The organism is Pseudomonas sp. UBA6562, from assembly GCF_002434265.1.
Taxonomy (GTDB): Bacteria; Pseudomonadota; Gammaproteobacteria; order Pseudomonadales; family Pseudomonadaceae; genus Aquipseudomonas.
The window spans coordinates 702535-723599 of the sequence record NZ_DJJS01000008.1 but is presented as its reverse complement, the minus strand read 5'-3'; the positions used below and the strand labels follow the sequence as shown (position 1 = coordinate 723599).

Annotated in this window: 13 protein-coding genes and 1 pseudogene; 9 read left to right on the top strand and 5 right to left on the bottom strand. The window is 64.1% G+C overall.

All coding sequences use genetic code 11. From position 1 onward, the window contains the following. Positions 1 to 209: 209 nt before the first annotated feature. The 5 genes from B4M43_RS18950 to B4M43_RS18930 are packed head-to-tail and all read left to right on the top strand — an operon-like array spanning position 210 to position 5248. Positions 210 to 1199 (top strand): 2-dehydro-3-deoxygalactonokinase, encoded by a 990-nt coding sequence (locus tag B4M43_RS18950; protein ID WP_296268990.1) that lies wholly within the window; start codon positions 210 to 212, stop codon positions 1197 to 1199. A gap of 14 nt (positions 1200 to 1213) precedes the next feature. Then, positions 1214 to 1834 (top strand): 2-dehydro-3-deoxy-6-phosphogalactonate aldolase, encoded by a 621-nt coding sequence (locus B4M43_RS18945; protein ID WP_296268989.1) that lies wholly within the window; start codon positions 1214 to 1216, stop codon positions 1832 to 1834. Positions 1835 to 1872: 38 nt separating this feature from the next. Continuing rightward, a complete protein-coding gene (gene dgoD / locus B4M43_RS18940) occupies positions 1873 to 3021 on the top strand; it encodes a galactonate dehydratase (RefSeq protein ID WP_296268988.1) in 1149 nt (382 codons plus the stop codon). 58 nt (positions 3022 to 3079) lie between these two features. Beyond that, on the top strand, positions 3080 to 4390 hold the full coding sequence (locus tag B4M43_RS18935) for an MFS transporter (protein ID WP_296268987.1): 1311 nt from the start codon (positions 3080 to 3082) through the stop codon (positions 4388 to 4390). Positions 4391 to 4450: 60 nt separating this feature from the next. Then, positions 4451 to 5248 (top strand): IclR family transcriptional regulator, encoded by a 798-nt coding sequence (locus B4M43_RS18930; protein ID WP_296268986.1) that lies wholly within the window; start codon positions 4451 to 4453, stop codon positions 5246 to 5248. A 339-nt stretch (positions 5249 to 5587) separates the two neighbouring features. Here B4M43_RS18930 and B4M43_RS18925 read toward each other — a convergent pair whose 3' ends face one another. Then, entirely contained in the window at positions 5588 to 6064 is a 477-nt protein-coding gene (locus B4M43_RS18925) for a hypothetical protein (RefSeq protein ID WP_296268985.1), read from the bottom strand. Between the two features lie 174 nt (positions 6065 to 6238). Between B4M43_RS18925 and B4M43_RS18920 the strand changes: the two are divergent. After that, positions 6239 to 6376: pseudogene (locus B4M43_RS18920) on the top strand (type II toxin-antitoxin system RelB/DinJ family antitoxin); the annotation flags it as partial. A 136-nt stretch (positions 6377 to 6512) separates the two neighbouring features. On the opposite strand, the gene B4M43_RS18915 reads toward B4M43_RS18920, so the two are convergent. From B4M43_RS18915 to B4M43_RS18900, 4 genes are all read right to left on the bottom strand, one after another. Beyond that, entirely contained in the window at positions 6513 to 7763 is a 1251-nt protein-coding gene (locus tag B4M43_RS18915; RefSeq protein ID WP_296268984.1) for a ribonucleotide-diphosphate reductase subunit beta, read from the bottom strand. A 211-nt stretch (positions 7764 to 7974) separates the two neighbouring features. Then, positions 7975 to 10854 (bottom strand): ribonucleoside-diphosphate reductase subunit alpha, encoded by a 2880-nt coding sequence (locus tag B4M43_RS18910; protein WP_296268983.1) that lies wholly within the window; start codon positions 10852 to 10854, stop codon positions 7975 to 7977. Positions 10855 to 11471: 617 nt separating this feature from the next. Next, positions 11472 to 12182 (bottom strand): 4'-phosphopantetheinyl transferase family protein, encoded by a 711-nt coding sequence (locus tag B4M43_RS18905; RefSeq protein WP_414707870.1) that lies wholly within the window; start codon positions 12180 to 12182, stop codon positions 11472 to 11474. 105 nt (positions 12183 to 12287) lie between these two features. Beyond that, entirely contained in the window at positions 12288 to 12758 is a 471-nt protein-coding gene (locus B4M43_RS18900) for a MaoC family dehydratase (RefSeq protein WP_296268982.1), read from the bottom strand. 394 nt (positions 12759 to 13152) lie between these two features. Here B4M43_RS18900 and fadD2 point away from each other — a divergent pair, with 394 nt between their 5' ends. The 3 genes from fadD2 (at position 13153) to hrpA (ending at position 20939) form a co-directional block, all read left to right on the top strand. Beyond that, the gene (gene fadD2, locus B4M43_RS18895) at positions 13153 to 14841 is read left to right on the top strand and encodes a long-chain-fatty-acid--CoA ligase FadD2 (RefSeq protein ID WP_296268981.1); all 1689 of its coding nucleotides are present in this window, start codon (positions 13153 to 13155) and stop codon (positions 14839 to 14841) included. A gap of 292 nt (positions 14842 to 15133) precedes the next feature. Continuing rightward, complete coding sequence (gene fadD1 / locus B4M43_RS18890; RefSeq protein ID WP_296268980.1) at positions 15134 to 16831, top strand: long-chain-fatty-acid--CoA ligase FadD1; 1698 nt, start codon at positions 15134 to 15136, stop codon at positions 16829 to 16831. Between the two features lie 202 nt (positions 16832 to 17033). After that, positions 17034 to 20939, top strand: coding sequence for an ATP-dependent RNA helicase HrpA (gene hrpA / locus B4M43_RS18885; RefSeq protein WP_296268979.1), 3906 nt, complete (start codon positions 17034 to 17036; stop codon positions 20937 to 20939). The last annotated feature ends 126 nt before the right edge of the window (positions 20940 to 21065 follow it).

Below are 21065 nucleotides of genomic sequence, written 5' to 3'. Positions count from 1 at the left end.
TCTGTGAAACAACACGCTAGCGAGACCCGCCTCGACTTCCAGATCTAGGCGTGCGGGTACGGCTGCCATCGCTGTTTTGCTTCACCAATACGCTACCGACCACAATTTTTAATTCCCAATATATGGGATTCGGTTTTACATATTGGAATTTCCGCTCTCTCAGGTTTATAGTCGCCCCACTCACTGCCAAAAACACAACAGGTGAAGCGATGCAGGCGCAATTGATCGCGCTCGACTGGGGTACCACCTCTCTCCGTGCTTACAAACTCGCAGCCGACGGCCAGGTGCTGGACGTGCGCGCACTGCCCAGCGGCATCATGCAACTGCCCAACACCCCACGCCCGATCAAGGGCGAGCAGTGCCGCGACGGGTTCGAACTGGCCTTCGACGACGCCTGCGGCGACTGGCTCGACGCCCAGCCCAACTTGCCCGTGATCGCCTGCGGCATGGTCGGCAGCGCCCAGGGCTGGCGCGAAGCGGCCTACCGAGACACCCCCGCCGATGTCGCCAGCCTCTGTGCTGGGCTGCATACCGTGCACAGTCGCCGAGGCGTCGCCGTGCACATCGTGCCGGGCGTGATCCAGCGTTCGCGCCTGCCCAACGTCATGCGCGGCGAAGAGACCCAAGTGCTCGGCGCGCTACCCAGCCTGCCCAATGGCGACGTACTGGTCGGCCTGCCGGGCAGCCATTCGAAATGGGTGCAGGTAGCCGATGGCTGCATTCAGCACTTCGACACGTTCATGACCGGTGAGGTGTTCGCAGTGCTCAGCGAGCACAGCATCCTGGGCCGCACCCAACAGCGTGGCGGCACCTTCGACGCCGATGCCTTCGACCGAGGTGTGCAGGTCGCGCTGTCGAGCGAGGGCGACATCGGCCCGCTTTCCACCCTGTTCAGCGCCCGCACCTTGGGCCTGACCGGCGACTTGAGCGCGACGGCACAGGCCGACTACCTCTCCGGTCTGTTGATCGGCCACGAGCTCGCAGCGCTCGCGAACGCACAGCGCCAACGGCGCAACAGTGCGCACCTGCCCGCTGTGGTGCTGATCGGCAACGGCCCGTTGTGCGCGCGTTACGACCGGGCGTTGCAAGCCTGCGGCTTCGGCGCTGCGAGCGTCGCCGAACACGCCACCGAGCGCGGCCTCTGGCAACTGGCGCTCGCCGCCGGCCTGGTCCGCGCCAGCCCTCTACCTGTCCTTTAATAGGAGCCCCCCAAATGCTCGAACAAGCACTGGCACAGAACGGTTTGATCGCAATCCTGCGCGGGCTGAACCCTGCCGAAGCGGTCGCGGTGGGCGAGGCGCTTTATGCCGCCGGCTTCCGCGTCATCGAAGTACCGCTCAATTCCCCCGAGCCTTACCAGAGCATCCGCCTGCTGCGTGACCGCCTGCCTGCCGATTGCCTGATCGGTGCCGGTACCGTGCTCACGCCGTCGCAAGTGGAGCAGGTAAAAGACGCCGGCGGCCAGTTGATCGTCATGCCCCACAGCGACCCGCAGGTGCTGCGTGCGGCCAAAGCCGCCGGCCTGTGGTTGGCGCCCGGCGTCGCCACACCGACCGAAGCCTTCGCCGCCCTGGCCGAAGGCGCCGACGTGCTCAAGCTGTTCCCCGCCGAGCAGATGGGCCCGGCGGTGGTCAAGGCCTGGTTGGCGGTGTTGCCTGCCGGCACGCTGCTGGCGCCGGTCGGTGGCATCACGCCCAACAACCTGCAGCAGTTCTACGACGCTGGCGCCCGAGGCTTCGGCCTGGGGTCCGGCCTGTACAAGCCCGGCATGACGCCCGAGCAGGTCGCGGCCAATGCCAAGGCTTACGTGACTGCCTGGCAAGCCCTGCGCTGATCCACCACCGCGCTGCATCCAACAAGAGAGACAAGCAGATGAAAATCACCAAACTGACCACCTTCATCGTTCCGCCGCGTTGGTGCTTCCTCAAGGTCGAAACCGACCAGGGCGTGACCGGCTGGGGCGAGCCCGTGGTCGAAGGGCGCGCCCACACCGTGGCCGCCGCCGTCGGGGAACTGGCCGACTACCTAATCGGCAAAGACCCGCGCAACATCGAAGACATCTGGACCGTGCTGTACCGCGGCGGCTTCTACCGCGGCGGTGCCATCCACATGAGCGCCCTGGCCGGCATCGACCAGGCGCTATGGGACATCAAGGGCAAAGCGCTGGGCGTTTCGGTCAGCGACCTGCTCGGCGGCCAGGTGCGCGACAAGATCCGCGTGTACTCCTGGATCGGCGGCGACCGCCCGGCCGACACCGCCCGTGCGGCCCAGGAAGCCGTGGCCCGCGGCTTCACCGCCGTGAAGATGAACGGCACCGAAGAACTGCAATTTCTCGATACCTTCGACAAGGTCGACCAGGCACTGGCCAACGTCGCCGCCGTGCGCGACGCGGTAGGCCCGAACGTCGGCATCGGTGTCGACTTCCATGGCCGCGTGCACAAGCCCATGGCCAAGGTGCTGATGAAGGAACTCGACGCCTACAAACTGATGTTCATCGAAGAGCCGGTGCTCAGCGAGAACTACGAAGCACTGAAAGAGTTGGCGCCGTTGACCAGCACGCCCATTGCCTTGGGCGAGCGGTTGTTCTCGCGTTGGGACTTCAAGCGCGTGCTCAGCGAGGGCTACGTCGACATCATCCAACCCGACGCCTCGCATGCCGGCGGCATCACCGAAACCCGCAAGATCGCCAACATGGCCGAAGCCTACGACGTCGCCCTGGCATTGCATTGCCCGCTAGGCCCCATCGCCCTGGCCGCCTGCCTACAACTCGACGCCGCCTGCTACAACGCGTTCATCCAGGAGCAGAGCCTGGGCATCCACTACAACGAGAGCAACGACCTACTCGACTACGTGCGCGACCCCGGCGTGTTCGACTACGAGCAAGGCATGGTGAAAATCCCTAACGGCCCAGGCCTGGGCATCGAGATCAACGAAGAGTACGTGATCGAGCGCGCAGCCATCGGCCACCGCTGGCGCAACCCGATCTGGCGCCACGCCGACGGCAGCTTCGCCGAGTGGTAGCGGCGCGCCCCTCCACCCGCTGAACCGACCTCAATAATCACAACAAGAGGCACTCTTCATGCAACCGCAGACCCTCGCCGGGCAACCCGCCCTGGTGGCGCCCAGCCGCAAGCGTTTTTTCATCATGGTGCTGCTGTTCATCACCGTGGTGATCAACTACCTCGACCGCAGCAACCTGTCGATCGCCGCGCCCGCGCTGACCAGCGAGCTGGGCATCGACCCGATCCATGTCGGCCTGGTGTTCTCGGCGTTCGGCTGGACCTATGCGGCCATGCAGATCCCCGGCGGCTGGCTGGTCGACCGGGTGCCGCCGCGCATTCTCTACACGGTGGCGCTGGTGCTGTGGTCCATCGCCACGGTGCTGCTGGGTTTTGCCGCCAGCTTCATCGCATTGTTCGTGCTGCGCATGGCGGTCGGCGCACTGGAGGCGCCGGCCTATCCGATCAATAGCCGCGTGGTCACCACTTGGTTCCCCGAGCGCGAGCGGGCCACGGCCATCGGCTTCTACACCTCCGGGCAGTTTGTCGGGCTGGCGTTCCTGACGCCGGTGCTGGCCTGGCTGCAACATGCCTTCGGCTGGCACATGGTGTTCGTCGCCACCGGCGCGGTGGGCATCCTGTGGGGCGTGATCTGGTACCTGGTGTACCGCGAGCCGCGCGACTTCAAAGGTGCCAACGAGGCGGAAATCGAACTGATCCGTGCCGGCGGCGGGCTGGTCGACATCCAGGCCGAGCAGGCCAAGGTCAAAGCCAAGTTCAGCTGGACCGACCTCGGCATCGTGCTCAGCAAGCGCAAGCTGTGGGGCATCTACCTCGGCCAGTTCTGCCTGAATTCGACACTGTGGTTCTTCCTCACCTGGTTCCCGACCTACCTGGTGAAATACCGCGGCATGGACTTCATCAAATCCGGCCTGCTGGCCTCGCTGCCGTTTCTCGCAGCCTTCGTCGGCGTGCTGTGTTCGGGCTTCTTCTCCGACTGGCTGATACGCCGCGGTGCCAGCGTGGGCTTCGCCCGCAAGCTGCCGATCATCGGGGGTCTGCTGATTTCCACGGCCATCATCGGCGCCAACTTCGTCGAATCCACACCGCTGGTGATCGCCTTCCTGGCCCTGGCGTTCTTCGGCAACGGCCTGGCCTCGATCACCTGGTCGCTGGTCTCGACCCTGGCCCCGGCGCGCCTGCTGGGGCTGACCGGCGGGGTGTTCAACTTCATCGGCAACCTGTCGGCCATCGTCACCCCGATCGTGATCGGCTTCCTCGCCAGCGGCGCCTCGTTCGCCCCGGCCATCACCTACATCGCGGCCCTGGCGCTGCTCGGCGCGCTGTCGTACATCCTGCTGGTGGGCAAGGTCGAGCGCATCGAGTTGTAGCCTCCGCCTGCGGGCGACCATACTGTCGCCCGCCCATCCGCTCACCCTCGCAGGCCACCCATGCAAGACCCCACCAGCCCTCCCAAGGACGCCGCCCCGACCGGCACCCAGACCCTGCTGCGCGGCCTTGGCGTCGTGCAGGCCGTTGCCGCCGGCGCCCGCGACCTCAAGGCCATCGCCCAGCACATCGGTACCACCCGCAGCACCACCCACCGCCTGGTCAGTTGCCTGGTGGAGGAGCGCTACCTGCGCGTGCTGCCCCAGGTCGGCTATCTGCTCGGTCCCAAGCTGATCGAACTCGGTTTCCAGGCACGTGAAGAACTACCCCTGGTAGCCCTTGCCGCGCCGTATCTCGACGAACTCTCGGCCCTGACCGGCGACACCATCCACCTGGCTATCCGCGAAGGCGACGAGGTGCTCTACCTGCACAAGACCCCCGGCCGCAACGGCCCGGAAATGCGCTCCCGCGTCGGCCACCGCATGCCGCTGGCGCGCACCGGCATTGGCAAAGCGATGATGATCGACGACACCCCTGCCGAGTGGCAGCGGCTGTATGAAACCAGCCTGCCAGCCGGCGGCAAGAGCGCGTTCTGGCCGCAGCATGTGGAGCAGACCTGGGCGCAGTTCGAGCAGCGGATGGTCGAGTATGCGGCGGGGGGGTATGCGTTCGATTTGGAAGACAACGAACCGTCGATTCGTTGTGTGGCGGCGCCGGTACGCGATGCCAGTGGGCGGATCGTGGCGGGGGTGAGTGTGGCGAGTACGGTGCCGTACATGTCGGAGGGGAAGATGGGGGAGTTGGTGCCGGTGGTGAAGGGAGTGGTGGGGCGGTTGTCCGGGGAGTTGGGGTGGAGGTAGAGGGTATGGACTTCTGTCGTGTCGCAGGTCCTGCGCAGCGTCGATTATTTCCCTGACATGCGTTCGTTGCCACGAGCATGATCAGGTTTACCGAAAGACATCTGCGCGGGGTCGAATAGCTGCCTGAATGGGAATATCTGAATCCAATGCCTAGCCTTGCAACAGGTTCTCACCTGCTTAGGTAGGACGGTAGGCCTCGAACCGCCCGATGCACTGCATCGAGCGTTTTGTTTTTCAAGACCTTTGAGACCATTGTAATTAGCCTCTCCGTTTGGCATAACCCGAATCAAAATATAGGGCCCGACGCATTAATGGCCATTCAAGCCCTTCGAGCAGGGATTACCGTTTGTCAGTATCTGGAGCCGCACCGGACGCCTTACCAGAACCCGATGAGCCATACTCAGCGTCGAGTCGCTGGTCGTTCCCGCGCTTCAATGCCGCTGCCTTGTCGGCCATGGTGTTCACACCCGTCTTGAGCACGCTGTAGCGCTCAACCGAAGACGCATAGGCCATGACCAGGTAGGTCAGCTGGTATTCGATTGCCTTTTTGATGTTCTCGAAAGCGGGCATGTCGACTTTGTTCTTACGAATGGTGAGCGCGATTTTCTGTAATGTGTCGGTCAGGGCATCGGCCTGGGTCTGGAAGTCCGAGAGGATTGAAGCGATGGCAGGTGATGTCGCCTTTTCAGCATCCAGGATGGCGTCGGATTGATCTCGAATGTCACGAAATTCCTGAAGCGTGACGGTCTCGTCGGACATGATTTCCGTAATCAGCCTATTAAGTGCCTGGTCGTTCGATTGCAGGTGAAGGCTCATGGTGGGCTCGCTCCGTTGTTGTCGAATGCTGTTACAGATACGGTAGAGCGATAGTGCGGGCCTGGGTACTGACAAAAATGTCAGGCTGCAGGCTGGTCGAGCACTGCGCCAGGGTTTTGTCGGGCTAAGGCAAAGGTACGATCATAACGACTGTATTTTCAGGGAGCGCCTTTTATGGGGTCCATCAACATTCGTATCGAGGGCGTGTTCAAAGCTTGTGCATACCGGCAACTCGAACGACTGCGCGTAAACCCGTCTGAGTTCATGCGCGAGGCGTTGCAATACGTGGCCGAACAAGGAAAGCTGGCGGTTTAGCCCGTCTTGATGGCTGAGGTAGACGAAGGGCTGATCGCGATTTCCCAACCTAAGTAGCCAAACCTCTAACAATGTGTTCCGAGCAACAAAAAAGGCTGCCAAATGGCAGCCCTTCCAGTTCAAGCCCGGACAATCAATCCCAGCTCAACGCCCCACCGGTCTGATACTCGATCACCCGCGTCTCGAAGAAGTTCTTCTCCTTCTTCAAGTCCATGATCTCGCTCATCCATGGGAACGGGTTGGTCGTCCCCGGATACTCTTCCTTCAACCCGATCTGCGTCAGACGACGGTTGGCGATGAACTTGAGGTAGTCCTCCATCATCGCCGCGTTCATGCCCAGCACACCGCGCGGCATGGTGTCGCGCGCGTATTCGATCTCCAGCTGGGTGCCCTGCAGAATCATCTGCGTGGCTTCGTCTTTCATCGCCGAGTCCCACAGGTGCGGGTTCTCGATCTTGATCTGGTTGATCACGTCGATGCCGAAGTTCAGGTGCATCGACTCGTCGCGCAGGATGTACTGGAACTGCTCGGCGACGCCGGTCATCTTGTTGCGGCGGCCCATCGAGAGGATCTGGGTGAAGCCGCAGTAGAAGAAGATGCCTTCCAGCACGCAGTAGTAACCGATCAGGTTACGCAGCAGTTCCTTGTCGTTTTCCGGGGTGCCGGTGTTGAATTCCGGGTCGGAGATGGCGCGGGTGTACTTCAGACCCCAGGCGGCCTTTTTCGCGACCGACGGGATCTCGTGGTACATGTTGAAGATCTCGCCCTCATCCATGCCCAGCGATTCGATGCAGTACTGGTAGGCGTGGGTGTGGATCGCTTCCTCAAAGGCCTGGCGCAGGATGTACTGGCGGCACTCCGGGTTGGTGATCAAGCGGTATACGGCCAGGGCCAGGTTGTTGGCGACCAGGGAGTCGGCGGTGGAGAAGAAGCCCAGGTTGCGCATGACGATGCGACGTTCGTCTTCGGTCAGACCGTCCTGGCTCTTCCACAAGGCGATGTCGGCGGTCATGTTGACCTCTTGCGGCATCCAGTGGTTGGCGCAGCCGTCGAGGTACTTCTGCCAGGCCCAGTCGTACTTGAAGGGCACAAGCTGGTTGAGGTCGGCGCGGCAGTTGATCATGCGCTTTTCGTCGACCGCGACGCGGGCGGCGGAGCCTTCCAGCTCGGCCAGGCCTTCGGCGACGTCGAGGTCGTTCAGCGATGCCTTGGCGCGCTTGACCGCGTCGGAGTCGGCGGCGGTGGCGGCGCGCGCTTCTTGGGCGGCGGCGTCGCCGGCGCTGTCGAGGCGGTCGAGGTTCGCGGTCGCGGCGGCCTGGCTCGGGGTGGCGGTCTTGGCGACGGCTTCGCCGTCTTCTTTATCGAATTCGTCCCAGCTCAGCATGGTGAATGCTCCTGGTTGAGGGCCCTGTGCAGGTAGGGCCGTTGAAAGGGGATGCGGTTCCTGACCCTTTGTCGGGGTGAGGCAGTGCACGCAAATCAGGTAAGCCCGGTGTGGGGCGGCCGAGGCGGCAGTGGCCTTGGCGTGTTGTGTCTGGGGTGTTGCTGGCGCGGACTGCGAACCCGCTCCTATAAAGGAGCGGGTTTCGTGGGCCTTATTGGCAGGCTTCGCAATCCGGCTCGTCGATGGCGCAGGCCTTTGGCACCGGGGCAGGGCCGGCGGCCTGGGCCGGGGCGCTGTCGCCGCCGCTGGACACGGCGTTGAGCTTGCCGGTGTTGATGGTCGACTTCTCGGTGCTGGTCGCGGCCAGGGCACGGAGGTAGTAGGTGGTTTTCAGACCGCGGTACCAGGCCATGCGGTAGGTCACGTCGAGCTTCTTGCCCGAGGCGCCGGCGATGTACAGGTTCAGCGACTGCGCCTGGTCGATCCACTTCTGGCGACGGCTGGCGGCATCGACGATCCACTTGGTCTCGACTTCGAACGCGGTGGCGTACAGTTCTTTGAGCTCCTGCGGGATGCGCTCGATCTGCTGCACCGAACCGTCGTAGTACTTCAGGTCGTTGATCATGACCGCGTCCCACAGGCCGCGCGCTTTCAAGTCGCGCACCAGGTACGGGTTGATCACGGTGAACTCGCCCGACAGGTTCGATTTCACGTACAGGTTCTGGTAGGTCGGCTCGATCGACTGCGACACGCCGGTGATGTTGGCGATGGTCGCGGTCGGCGCGATGGCCATGATGTTCGAGTTGCGGATGCCTTTCTGCACGCGGGCACGCACCGGTGCCCAGTCCAGCGACTCTTCCAGGTTGACGTCGATGTACTTCTGGCCACGGGCTTCGATCAGGATCTGTTGCGAGTCCAGTGGCAGGATGCCCTTGGACCACAGCGAACCCTGGAACGTCTCGTAGGCGCCGCGCTCGTCGGCCAGGTCGCAGGAGGCCTGGATGGCGAAGTAGCTGACCGCTTCCATGGACTTGTCGGCAAACTCGACGGCCGCATCGGAGCCGTAGGCGATGTGCTGCAGGTACAGCGCGTCCTGGAAGCCCATGATGCCCAGGCCCACCGGGCGGTGCTTGAAGTTCGAGTTGCGCGCTTGCGGCACCGAGTAGTAGTTGATGTCGATCACGTTGTCGAGCATGCGCACGGCGGTGTTGACGGTGCGTTGCAGCTTGGCGGTGTCGAGCTTGCCGTCCTTGATGTGGTTCGGCAGGTTGATCGAACCCAGGTTGCAGACCGCGATCTCGTCCTTGTTGGTGTTCAAGGTGATCTCGGTGCACAGGTTGGAGCTGTGCACCACGCCCACGTGCTGCTGCGGCGAGCGCAGGTTGCACGGGTCTTTGAAGGTCAACCATGGGTGGCCGGTCTCGAACAGCATCGACAGCATCTTGCGCCACAGGTCTTTGGCCTGGATGGTCTTGAACACCTTGATCTTGTTGTACTCGGTCAGGGCTTCGTAGTACTCGTAGCGCTCTTCGAAGGCCTTGCCGGTGAGGTCGTGCAGATCGGGCACTTCGCTCGGCGAGAACAGGGTCCACTGGCCGTCGTCGAAGACGCGCTTCATGAACAGGTCGGGGATCCAGTTGGCGGTGTTCATGTCGTGGGTGCGACGGCGGTCGTCACCGGTGTTCTTGCGCAGCTCGATGAACTCTTCGATGTCCAGGTGCCAGGTTTCCAGGTAGGCACAGACCGCGCCCTTGCGCTTGCCGCCCTGGTTGACCGCGACGGCGGTGTCGTTGACCACTTTCAGGAAGGGCACGACGCCCTGGGATTTGCCGTTGGTGCCCTTGATGTAGGAGCCCAGCGCGCGCACCGGAGTCCAGTCGTTGCCCAGGCCACCGGCGAATTTCGACAGCATGGCGTTGTCGTGGATCGCGTGGTAGATGCCCGACAGGTCGTCCGGCACGGTGGTCAGGTAGCAGCTCGACAGCTGCGGGCGCAGGGTGCCGGCGTTGAACAGGGTCGGGGTCGAGGCCATGTAGTCGAACGACGACAGCAAGTTGTAGAACTCGATGGCGCGGGCTTCTTTGTCTTTTTCTTCCAGCGCCAGGCCCATGGCCACACGCATGAAGAACACCTGCGGCAGCTCGAAACGTACGCCGTCCTTGTGGATGAAGTAACGGTCGTAGAGGGTCTGCAGGCCCAGGTAGGTGAACTGCTGGTCGCGCTCGTGATCGATGGCCTGGCCCAGACGCTCGAGGTCGAAGTCTTTCAGCGCCGGGTTGAGCAGTTCGAACTCGACGCCCTTGGCGATGTAGGCCGGCAGGGCCTTGGCGTACAGCTCGGCCATCTCGTGGTGGGTGGCGCTGTCGGCCACTTCCAGGAAGCCCAGGCCTTCGGCGCGCAGGGTGTCCATCAGCAGGCGGGCGGTGACGAAGGAGTAGTTCGGCTCGCGCTCGACCAGAGTACGGGCGGTCATCACCAGAGCGGTGTTGACGTCTTTCAGGGCGACGCCGTCGTACAGGTTCTTCAGGGTCTCGCGCTGGATCAGCTCGCCATCGACTTCGGCCAGGCCTTCGCAGGCTTCGCTGATGATGGTGTTCAGGCGGGTCATGTCCAGCGGCGCCTTGCTGCCGTCGGCCAGGGAGATGCGGATGGTCGGGTGCGGCTCGACCACGGCGTCGGCGTTGGCGCGGGTGGCCCGCTCCTTGGCGCGCTGGTCGCGGTAGATGACGTAGTCGCGGGCGACTTTCTGCTCGCCGGCGCGCATCAGGGCCAATTCGACCTGGTCCTGGATCTCTTCGATGTGGATGGTGCCGCCCGAGGGCATGCGACGCTTGAAGGTGGCGGTGACCTGTTCGGTCAGGCGCGCGACGGTGTCGTGGATGCGCGACGAGGCGGCGGCGGCGCCGCCTTCAACTGCGAGAAACGCCTTGGTGATGGCTACGGTGATCTTGTCGTCGGTGTACGGGACGACAGTGCCGTTACGCTTGATCACGCGCAATTGGCCGGGCGCAGTGGCGGCCAGATCCTGGTTGGAAGCGGCGCCCTGTGGCAGCGTCGTCTGCAGGTTCTCGCGAGTTGTGTCGGTTTGCATCGGTGGGTGTCTCCACAGTTTCTATAGTGTTCAGGCGCCTTGTGGGCGCCCACCGGTTCTGTCCACGTTGTTAACCGCCGAACAACGAAGCGACGCGCGCGTTCGCTCGTTCGGGCGTGCCGACTCCGGGACAGACTCAGGAATTAGGGCAGACGAATGCCGCTCCCTGGCCGAAGTCAAAGGTTGCGGGCAGGCCCGTAACCCATTGCCGTCTGGTGCTTGGCGAAAGCTTGAGCACCTATGACCGGATGGGGCCCAGGTGGGCTGCTTCGGTCACCTCTGCAGGAGCGATTTGTCTGCTGGTACCGCTTGAAGTTCCGCACAAAAAAGCATTTGAATTCTTGTCCGGACTTGTGTTTGCAATCGGGCGCAAAACCCAACATGTAGTGGTTGGCCGCGAATGCGATACAAGATAATGCGGTCTTGGACCCTTTGCAAGGCGAGCGGCCTGTGGATAAGTTGTGGGTACTGTGTGCGTGAAATCTCGCTATTCGCTGTAGGCCTTGTCCCAAGCAGGTTACGGCGTTTTTTGGGGACACAGCGACGCAGGCAAGAAATTTTGAGGTTGATTTTCAGCACATAAATTGCTTGCGACCGCCTGTCCAGCCGCGGCTATTTCAAACGCTGACCAGGCTCAAAAGATGCTTGTCGGTCAAGCGGAATTGTCCTTCCAGCTCCACGCCCGTTCGCCAGTGTGTCGACAGGTCTGTGAGCAGGCGCAGCCGTGCCGTGCCCGTCGCCGACCACTCCAGTACCTCGGCATGTTCGAAGTAGAAGCGCTGCTGGGTGAGGGGGTAGAGGGCCTTGAACAGGCTCTCCTTGAGGGAGAAGGTCAGTGTCACCGTCAGGCCGACCTGTGCCGGGTCCAGGCGCTGCAATTCGGCCGGGGTCAGGATCTCCCCGGCCAGGCGCTGGGCGCGCTCGTCGTCGAGCAGGCATTCCTGGTCCAGGCCGATGCCCTGGCAGGCGCCGTCGGCCACGACCACCGCTGCGGCCCAACCCTTGCCGTGGGTGATAGAACCGTGGATGCCAGCCGGCCAGACCGGGGAGCGGTCAATGTGCGTGGCTGGTACATAGAGGCGGCCGTCTAGGCGCTGCAAGGCTGCGCGGGCACAAACGCGCCCGGCCAGGTATTCGGCCTGGCGCTTTGCCACCGAGCGTTGCAGGGCTGCCGTCTGCTCGATGCCCGCGCGCTGGAAGTCGTCGGCCGCCAGCCGCGACGGGTCGAAAGCGCAACTGGCCAGCACCGCGCCGGGCACGGGGCGGGGCAGGGGCCAGTGGAACTGGATCGGATCGCAGCAAGCGGGCTGCGGGGGCAGTGCGGGCATCGGGTCACATCCGGGAAAAGCGGCTCATGGCGGTCGCCAAGCGGACCGGCCATGCAACCCAGGGCGGCTCGAGAGCCTGTTACAAGGCGCGTGCGGGCAACGGATTCAGCCGGCGACGAAGTTCGGCGGCGACACCAGTTCGACGGTCTGCTGCTTGCGCGGCGCGAGGATTTCGGCTTCGCCTTCGACCACCAGTTCGTCGTTCTGGTTGTAGACGTTGGTGGCGATGCGGACTTTGAATTTCGGCAGCTTCTCGAGGATTTCCAGACGCACGGTGAGGGTGTCGCCGATCTTCACCGGCTTTTGGAAGCTCATCTTCTGGCCCAGGTAGATGGTGCCGGGGCCGGGCAGGGTGCAGGCCACGGCGGCACTGATCAGCGCGCCGCTGAACATGCCATGGGCGATGCGCTCGCGGAACATGCTCTTGGCGGCGAATTCGGCGTCCAGGTGTACGGGGTTGTGGTCGCCGGACATGGCCGCGAACAGCTGGATGTCGCGTTCTTCGACCGACTTCTCGTAGCTGGCGGTCTGGCCGACTTCGAGGGCTTCGTAGGGCGTGTTGCTGACCTGGGTCATCGGGGTTCCTTAACGGCGGTCGGGAAAGGCAAAGGGGCCGGTGGGCGCAGGTCGACCGAGTACCGGCGCGCGTCCAAGCCCGCCAGTATATCGGCGGTTGGCGGTTTGCGATTGATTTCCTCGACCAACCGCTGCGTTCGCTCGAACCTGACACGACGGCGAGCGTTGGAAAAATGCGCGGTGTGCAGTGGCGAAGGTTGGTCTGGCCACGCGGGGTAAAGCTTCAGGATAGGCTGCCCTGGGAAAATACGATTCACGATGTTAATGGCCAGCGCCAGCCGGGCAGGCAACTGCTAACGTCGATGGGTGCCGGGCCGGCTCCACGGGCTCGGCGCCGCCAGGGGCAGGCCCCTGGCCAACCGACATCCCCGTCCAGGCAAAGGAACAACAATAAATGCACGCCGACTTCTGGAACGACAAACGTCCGGCAGGTGTACCCACCACCCTCGACACCACCCGCTACGCCTCTGTGGTAGAGGTCTTCGAGCACGCCTGCCAGCGCTTCGCCGACCGGCCGGCCTTCAGCAACCTGGGGCTCACCCTGAGTTACGCCGACCTCGACCGGCACAGCGCGGCCTTCGCCGCCTGGCTGCAGCAGAACACCTCGCTCAAGCCCGGCGACCGCATCGCGGTGCAACTGCCCAACGTGCTGCAATATCCGGTCGCGGTGTTCGGCGCCATGCGCGCGGGGTTGGTGGTGGTCAACACCAACCCGCTGTACACCGCCCGGGAAATGCGTCACCAGTTCCGCGACGCCGGCGCGCGCGCGCTGGTGTACCTGAACCTGTTCGGTGACCGGGTACAGGAGGTGCAGGCCGACTGCGGCATCGAGTACCTGATCGAAGCCAAACTCGGTGATCTGCTGCCCAGCGCCAAGGGTTGGCTGGTCAACCTGCTGGTGGACAAAGTGAAGAAGAAGGTCCCGGCCTACCAGCTGCCCCAGGCACTGCCCTTCAAGCAGGTGCTGCGCGACGGGCGCCGCCTGCGCCACACCTCCATCCCGCGAACCCAGACCGACATCGCCGTGCTGCAATACACCGGCGGCACCACAGGCCCGGCCAAGGGCGCTATGCTGACCCACGGCAACCTGGTCGCCAACATGCTGCAAGTGCTGGCCTGCTTCGCCCAGCATGGCGCCGACGGCCAGCCGATGATCGAGGAAGGCCGCGAGGTGATGATCGCGCCGCTGCCGCTGTACCACATCTATGCCTTCACCGCGAACTGCATGTGCATGGTCGCCACCGGCAACCACAACGTGCTGATCTCCAACCCGCGCGACATTCCTGCTTTCGTCAAGGAACTGGGCAAGTGGCGTTTCTCGGCGCTGCTGGGGTTGAACACGCTGTTCGTCGCGCTGATGGACCACCCCGGTTTCAAGTCGCTGGACTTCTCCGCCCTGAAAGTGACCAACTCCGGCGGTACGGCGTTGGTCAAGGCCACCGCCGAGCGTTGGGAGCAGATGACCGGTTGCCGCATTGTCGAAGGCTACGGCCTCACCGAAACCTCGCCGGTGGCCAGCACCAACCCCTATGGGCAGATGGCCCGTCTCGGCACGGTGGGCGTGCCGGTGGTGGGCACCGCATTCAAGGTGATCGACGAACAAGGCCACGAGCAACCCCTGGGCTCGCCAGGCGAGCTGTGCATCCAGGGGCCGCAGGTCATGAAGGGCTACTGGCAACAGCCAGAGGCCACGGCCGACACGCTCGACGCCGACGGCTGGCTCAAGACCGGCGACATCGCCGTGATCGACCCGGACGGCTTCACCCGCATCGTTGACCGCAAGAAAGACATGATCATCGTCTCAGGCTTCAACGTGTACCCCAACGAAGTCGAGGAAGTGGTCATGGGCCACCCGCAGGTGGCCAACTGCGCCGCCATCGGCGTGACTGACGAGCGTACCGGCGAGGCGGTGAAGCTGTTCGTGGTGGCGCGCGAAGGCGGTGTCGATGTCGAAGACCTCAAGGCCTACTGCAAGGCCAATCTTACCGCCTACAAAGTGCCGCGCCAGATCGTGGTACGTGAGGCACTGCCCATGACCCCAGTGGGCAAGATCCTGCGCCGCGAACTGCGCGACTCGGCTTGAGCGCTGAATCGAAATAGCCTGCGGGCCAGTGCCGGATAGGCTGGCAGCGGCACTGGCCCGCGGCTTACGGCGCGCCAGCGAAACGGACGTAGCGTTTTTTGCTACGTGACTGATGTGCGCAAATAAGTCCTTTTAATGACCGATTGGCCCTCGCTCGAATGTGGTCGCTCTCTGGCAAAGCTGGTACTCTCGGCGCGCTTTCGATGCTCCGGTTGCAGTCAGCCGTCATCGCCTCCCAATAATAAGTGCATGAATGCGCGAGAATTCGCTGTTGCTAAAGGAGTGGGGCTCCATGATCGAACATTTCTGGAAGGACAAATATCCGGCCGGCATCGCGGCCGAGATCGATCCTGACGAATTTCCCAACGTCCAGACGGTCCTCAAGCAATCCTGCCAGCGCTTCGCCGACAAACCGGCGTTCAGCAACTTCGGCAAGACCCTGACCTACGGCGAGCTCTATACCTTGTCAGGCCAGTTCGCCGCCTGGCTCCAGCAGCACACCGACCTGCAGCCCGGCGACCGCATCGCCGTGCAACTGCCCAACGTCCTGCAGTACCCGGTCGCAGTGTTCGGCGCCCTGCGCGCCGGCCTGATCGTGGTCAACACCAACCCGCTGTACACCGCGCGGGAAATGGAGCATCAGTTCAAGGACTCCGGTGCCAAGGCCCTGGTATGCCTGGCGAACATGGCGCACTTGGCGGAAAAGGTGGTGCCCAAGACCGCCGTCAAGCACGTGATCGTCACCGAAGTGGCCGACCTGCTGCCGCCCCTCAAGCGCCTGCTGATCAACAGCGTCATCAAATACGTGAAGAAGATGGTGCCGGCCTATCATCTGCCCCAGGCGGTGCGCTTCAACGATGCGCTGGCCAAGGGCCGTGGCCAGGCGGTGGTCGAGGTCAGCCCGGCCGCCGACGACGTAGCCGTGCTGCAATACACCGGCGGCACCACTGGCGTAGCGAAAGGCGCGATGCTGACCCACCGCAACCTGGTGGCCAACATGCTGCAATGCCGCGCCTTGATGGGGGCCAACCTCAAGGAAGGTTGCGAGATCCTCATCACGCCGCTGCCGCTGTACCACATCTATGCGTTCACCTTCCATTGCATGGCCATGATGCTGATCGGCAACCACAACGTGCTGATCAGCAACCCCCGCGACCTGCCGGCGGTGGTCAAGGAACTGCGCAAGTGGAAGTTCAGCGGCTTCGTGGGGCTCAACACCCTGTTCGTGGCCTTGTGCAACCACGAAGGCTTCCGCGGCCTGGACTTCTCGGCGCTGAAAGTCACCCTGTCGGGCGGCATGGCCTTGCAACTGAGCGTGGCCGAACGCTGGAAAGCCGTCACCGGCTGCGCGATCTGCGAAGGCTACGGCATGACCGAGACCAGCCCGGTCGCCACGGTCAACCCGGTGCAGGCCATCCAGATCGGCACCATCGGCATTCCCGTGCCGTCGACCCTGTGCAAGGTCATCGACGACAGCGGCGCCGAGTTACCGCTGGGCGAAGTCGGCGAACTGTGCGTCAAGGGCCCGCAGGTCATGAAGGGCTACTGGCAGCGCGAAGAAGCCACGGCGGAAATCCTCGACGACCAAGGCTGGCTGAAGACCGGCGACATCGCCCTGATCCAGCCCGACGGCTACATGCGCATCGTCGACCGCAAGAAAGACATGATCCTGGTGTCGGGCTTCAACGTGTATCCCAACGAGATCGAAGATGTGTTGGCCGGCCTGCCGGGCGTGGTGCAGTGCGCCGCCATCGGCATACCGGACGAAAAATCCGGCGAAGTGATCAAAGTGTTCCTGGTGCTCAAGCCCGGCACCACCCTGACCAAGGAGCAGGTGACCGAGCATATGCGCGCCAACCTCACCGGCTACAAGGTCGCGCGGCAGATCGAGTTCCGCGATTCGCTGCCCACCACCAACGTCGGCAAGATCCTGCGCCGCGAGCTGCGCGACGAAGAGCTGAAGAAGCTCGGCATCAAGAAAAGCGCCTGACCTGGCCGGCGTTCGCAACGACGCCACTACCCTGCACCGACGAAGGCCCTCGCTGGGCCTTCGTCGGCAATCCGCCCAACGACGATCCACCGCCTGCCTCAACAGCCCCCGCCGTGCCGAACAGGCACAAATCTGCGACAATCGCGCCCCTATGAATGCCGATCATGCCCAGACAGGCCAGCCCTGCTCACGCCCGAGACCCATGACAGACCACACCATCGACCAACTGCTGCACAACCTCGACCACGCCATGATCGCCGACCGCCACCGCCTGCGTCGGCAACTGCACGACCTACGCAAAAGGCCAGACGAAGCACGCCTGGCGCAGTGGGTCGAAAAGGTACAGGCGTCCTGCGCCCAGGTGGTCGCCCGCGAGCAGAGCGTGCCGGTCATCCGCTATGACGACAGCCTGCCCATCGCCGCCAAGCGCGACGACATCAAGAAGGCCCTGGCCGAACACCAGGTGCTGGTCATCGCCGGCGAAACCGGTTCCGGCAAGACCACCCAGCTGCCCAAGATCTGCCTGGAGCTGGGCCGTGGCCGCCACGGCCTGATCGCCCACACCCAACCGCGGCGTATCGCGGCGCGCAGCGTGGCCGCACGGGTGGCCGAGGAAGTCGGTACGCCCCTGGGCGGGCTGGTCGGCTATCAGGTGCGTTTCGAAGATCAGAGCGACGCCAACACGCTGGTCAAGCTGATGACCGACGGCATCCTGCTGGCCGAAACCCAGCACGACCGCCTGCTCGAACGCTACGACACGATCATCGTCGACGAAGCCCACGAACGCAGCCTGAACATCGATTTTCTGCTCGGTTACCTGAAGACGCTGCTGCACCGGCGTCCCGAGCTCAAGCTGATCATCACCTCGGCGACCATTGACCTGGAGCGCTTTTCCAAGCACTTCGACGATGCGCCGATCATCGAGGTGTCGGGCCGTACCTTCCCAGTGGAGACCTGGTACCGCCCGCTGACCAGCGAGCAGGACGAAGAGGGCAACGCCCTGGAAGACGACCTGACGGTCGACCAGGCGATCCTCGCCGCCCTGGACGAGATCGCCGCCCACGAGCGCGGCCAGAGCAAAGGCCCGGGCGACGTGCTGGTGTTCCTGCCCGGCGAGCGGGAAATCCGTGACGCCGCCGACATGCTGCGCAAGGCACAACTGCGCCACACCGAGATCCTGCCGCTGTACGCACGGCTGTCGCCGGCCGAGCAGCAGCGCATCTTCCAGTCGCACCCTGGGCGGCGCGTGGTATTGGCCACCAACGTCGCGGAAACCTCGCTGACGGTGCCGGGCATCCGCTACGTGATCGACAGCGGCACCGCGCGCATCAGCCGCTACAGCTACCGCGCCAAGGTCCAGCGCCTGCCCATCGAAGCGGTGTCCCAGGCCAGCGCCAACCAGCGCAAGGGCCGTTGCGGACGGGTCGAGCCGGGCATCTGCATCCGGCTGTACAGCGAAGAGGATTTCAACGGCCGGCCGGCCTTCACCGACCCCGAGATTCTGCGCACCAACCTGGCGGCGGTGATCCTGCAGATGCTGCACCTGCGCCTGGGCAAGATCGACGCCTTCCCGTTCATCGAACCGCCGGATGGCAAAGCCATCACCGACGGCTTCAACCTGTTGCAGGAACTCTCGGCGGTCAACCGCGAGAACCAGCTCACGCCGCTGGGCCGGCAACTGGCGCGCCTGCCGATCGACCCGCGCCTTGGCCGCATGCTGCTCGAAGGCGCGCGCCAGGGCAGTTTGCAGGAAGTGCTGATCGTGGCCAGCGCCCTGTCGGTACAGGACCCGCGCGAGCGCCCACCCGAGCGCCAGCAGGCCGCCGACCAGGCGCACGCGCAGTGGAAGGACGCGGACTCGGACTTCGCCGCGCTGGTCAACTTGTGGCGCGGCTTCGAGGAGCAGCGCCAGGCGCTGACCGCCAACCCGCTGCGCGCCTGGTGCCGCAAGCAGTTCCTCAATTACTTGCGCTTGCGCGAATGGCGCGACGCGCACCGGCAACTGGCGCTGATCTGCCGCGACCTGCAACTGACCGTGAACAAGGAACCGGCGGACTTCCCGCGCATGCACAAGGCCATCCTCAGCGGCCTGCTCAGCCAGATCGGGCAGAAGAGCGAGGAGGGCGACTACCAGGGCGCGCGGCAACGGCGTTTCTGGGTGCACCCCTCGTCGGGCATCGGCCGCAAGCGCCCGCAGTGGGTCATGGCCGCCGAACTGGTCGAGACCACCAAGCTGTACGCGCGCATGGTGGCCAAGATCGAGCCGGACTGGATCGAGCCGCTGGCCGGACACCTGATCAAGAAGAACCACTTCGAGCCGCATTGGGAGAAGAAGCGCGGGCAGGTGGTGGCCTTCGAGCAGATCACCCTGTACGGGCTGATCGTGGTCGGCCGCCGCCCGGTGCACTTCGGCCCCATCGACCCGGTCGCTTCGCGCGAGCTGTTCATCCGCGAAGGCCTGGTCGGCGGGCAGATCCAGTCCCGCGCCAAGTGCCTGGCGGCCAACAAACGCCTGCTCGAACAGCTCGACGCGCTGGAAGCCAAGGCCCGCCGGCGCGATATTCTGGCCGACGAAGAGACCCTGTACGGTTTCTATGAGGCGCGGCTGCCGGCCGAAATCCACCAGACCGCGACCTTCGACGCCTGGTACCGCATGAACAGCCAGAAGCAGCCCGACCTGCTGATCATGCGCGAAGAAGACGTGCTGGCCCGCGAAGCCAGCGAAGTCACGGCGGCGCAGTACCCCGACAGCCTCAAGGTCGGCGATCTGCGTCTGCCCCTGACCTACCATTTCGAGCCCAACCACCCGCGCGACGGCGTCACCGTGCGGGTGCCGGCGCCGTTGCTACCGAGCCTGCCGGGCGAGCGCCTGGAATGGCTGGTGCCGGGCCTGCTGGAAGCCAAGTGCATCGCCCTGGTGCGCAACCTGCCCAAGGCGCTGCGCAAGAACTTCGTGCCGGTGCCGGACTTCGTCAAGGCGGCGCTGGCCCGGCTGAGCTTCGGCGAGGGCGCTTTGCCCCAGACGCTGGGCCAGGAACTGCTGCGCATGACCGGCGCGCGGGTGTCGGACGAGGCCTGGGCCGAGTCGGTGGCGCAGGTGGAAAGCCATTTGCGCATGAACACCGAAGTGGTCGACGGCCAGGGCAAGTTCCTCGGCGAAGGCCGTGACCTGGCCGAGCTGACCGCACGCTTCGCCGCCGCCAGCCAGGCCGCCCTGGCCCTGCCGCGCACTGACAAGGCCGAGCAGCCGGTGCAGGCCAAGGCCTTCGCCCAGGTGGCGCAGACCACCCAGCAGAAGATCGCCGGCCTGTCGCTGACCGTGTACCCGGCCCTGGTCGAAGAGGGCGGCACGGTGCGCGAAGGACGCTTCTCGACCCAGGCCGAGGCGCAGTACCAGCATCGCCGCGCCTTGCAGCGCCTGCTGTTGCAGCAGTTGGCCGAGCCGGCCAAGTTCCTGCGCGGCAAGCTGCCGGGGCTTACCGAACTGGGCCTGCTGTACCGCGAGCTGGGCCGCAGCGAAGCGCTGGTCGAAGACATCCTGCTGGCCAGCCTCGACAGCTGCATCCTCGAAGGCGAAGCGCAGTTGCCTCGCGAAGGCGCGGCCCTGGCGACCCTGGCCGAGCGCAAGCGTGGCGGCTGGGCCGAACATGCCGAGCGCCTGGCCCGGCAAACGCTGGAGGTGCTCAAGCTGTGGCATGGTTTGCAGAAGCGCTTCAAGGGCAAGATCGACCTGAGCCAGGCGGTATCGCTCAACGACATCCGCCAGCAACTGGGTAACCTGGTCTACCCCGGCTTCGTGCGCGAGACCCCAGGCCAGTGGTTCAAGGAGCTGCCGCGCTACCTCAAGGCCATCGAACTGCGCCTGGAGAAACTCGGTGCCCAGGTGCAGAAGGATCGCGTCTGGAGCGGCGAGTTGAGCAACCTGTGGGCGCAATACAAGACCCGCCTCGACAAGCACGCCCAAGAGGGCAAGCGCGACGAGCAACTGGCCGTATACCGCTGGTGGATGGAGGAATACCGGGTGTCGCTGTTCGCCCAGCAGTTGGGCACCAAGGTACCGATCTCGGACAAGCGCCTGAGCAAGCAGTGGAGCCAGGTGGAGGGTTGATCGCGTAATTTGTGGCACACTGGCCGCCGTTTAGTCATCGAGCCGACACCCCCGGTTTTACTGGGGGATGTCGCCGTTTCAACGTTGGTACGCCCGTGCCAGCATCCTGACCTTTCATGTGCCGCC

Excerpts from the sequence above, each read along its gene's own strand:
- B4M43_RS18950 (WP_296268990.1), top strand. The coding sequence starts at position 210 with ATGCAGGCGCAATTGATCGCGCTCGACTGGGGTACCACCTCTCTCCGT.
- B4M43_RS18945 (WP_296268989.1), top strand. The coding sequence starts at position 1,214 with ATGCTCGAACAAGCACTGGCACAGAACGGTTTGATCGCAATCCTGCGC.
- dgoD (WP_296268988.1), top strand. The coding sequence starts at position 1,873 with ATGAAAATCACCAAACTGACCACCTTCATCGTTCCGCCGCGTTGGTGC.
- B4M43_RS18935 (WP_296268987.1), top strand. The coding sequence starts at position 3,080 with ATGCAACCGCAGACCCTCGCCGGGCAACCCGCCCTGGTGGCGCCCAGC.
- B4M43_RS18930 (WP_296268986.1), top strand. The coding sequence starts at position 4,451 with ATGCAAGACCCCACCAGCCCTCCCAAGGACGCCGCCCCGACCGGCACC.
- B4M43_RS18925 (WP_296268985.1), bottom strand. The coding sequence starts at position 6,064 with ATGAGCCTTCACCTGCAATCGAACGACCAGGCACTTAATAGGCTGATT.
- B4M43_RS18915 (WP_296268984.1), bottom strand. The coding sequence starts at position 7,763 with ATGCTGAGCTGGGACGAATTCGATAAAGAAGACGGCGAAGCCGTCGCC.
- B4M43_RS18910 (WP_296268983.1), bottom strand. The coding sequence starts at position 10,854 with ATGCAAACCGACACAACTCGCGAGAACCTGCAGACGACGCTGCCACAG.
- B4M43_RS18905 (WP_414707870.1), bottom strand. The coding sequence starts at position 12,182 with ATGCCCGCACTGCCCCCGCAGCCCGCTTGCTGCGATCCGATCCAGTTC.
- B4M43_RS18900 (WP_296268982.1), bottom strand. The coding sequence starts at position 12,758 with ATGACCCAGGTCAGCAACACGCCCTACGAAGCCCTCGAAGTCGGCCAG.
- fadD2 (WP_296268981.1), top strand. The coding sequence starts at position 13,153 with ATGCACGCCGACTTCTGGAACGACAAACGTCCGGCAGGTGTACCCACC.
- fadD1 (WP_296268980.1), top strand. The coding sequence starts at position 15,134 with ATGATCGAACATTTCTGGAAGGACAAATATCCGGCCGGCATCGCGGCC.
- hrpA (WP_296268979.1), top strand. The coding sequence starts at position 17,034 with ATGACAGACCACACCATCGACCAACTGCTGCACAACCTCGACCACGCC.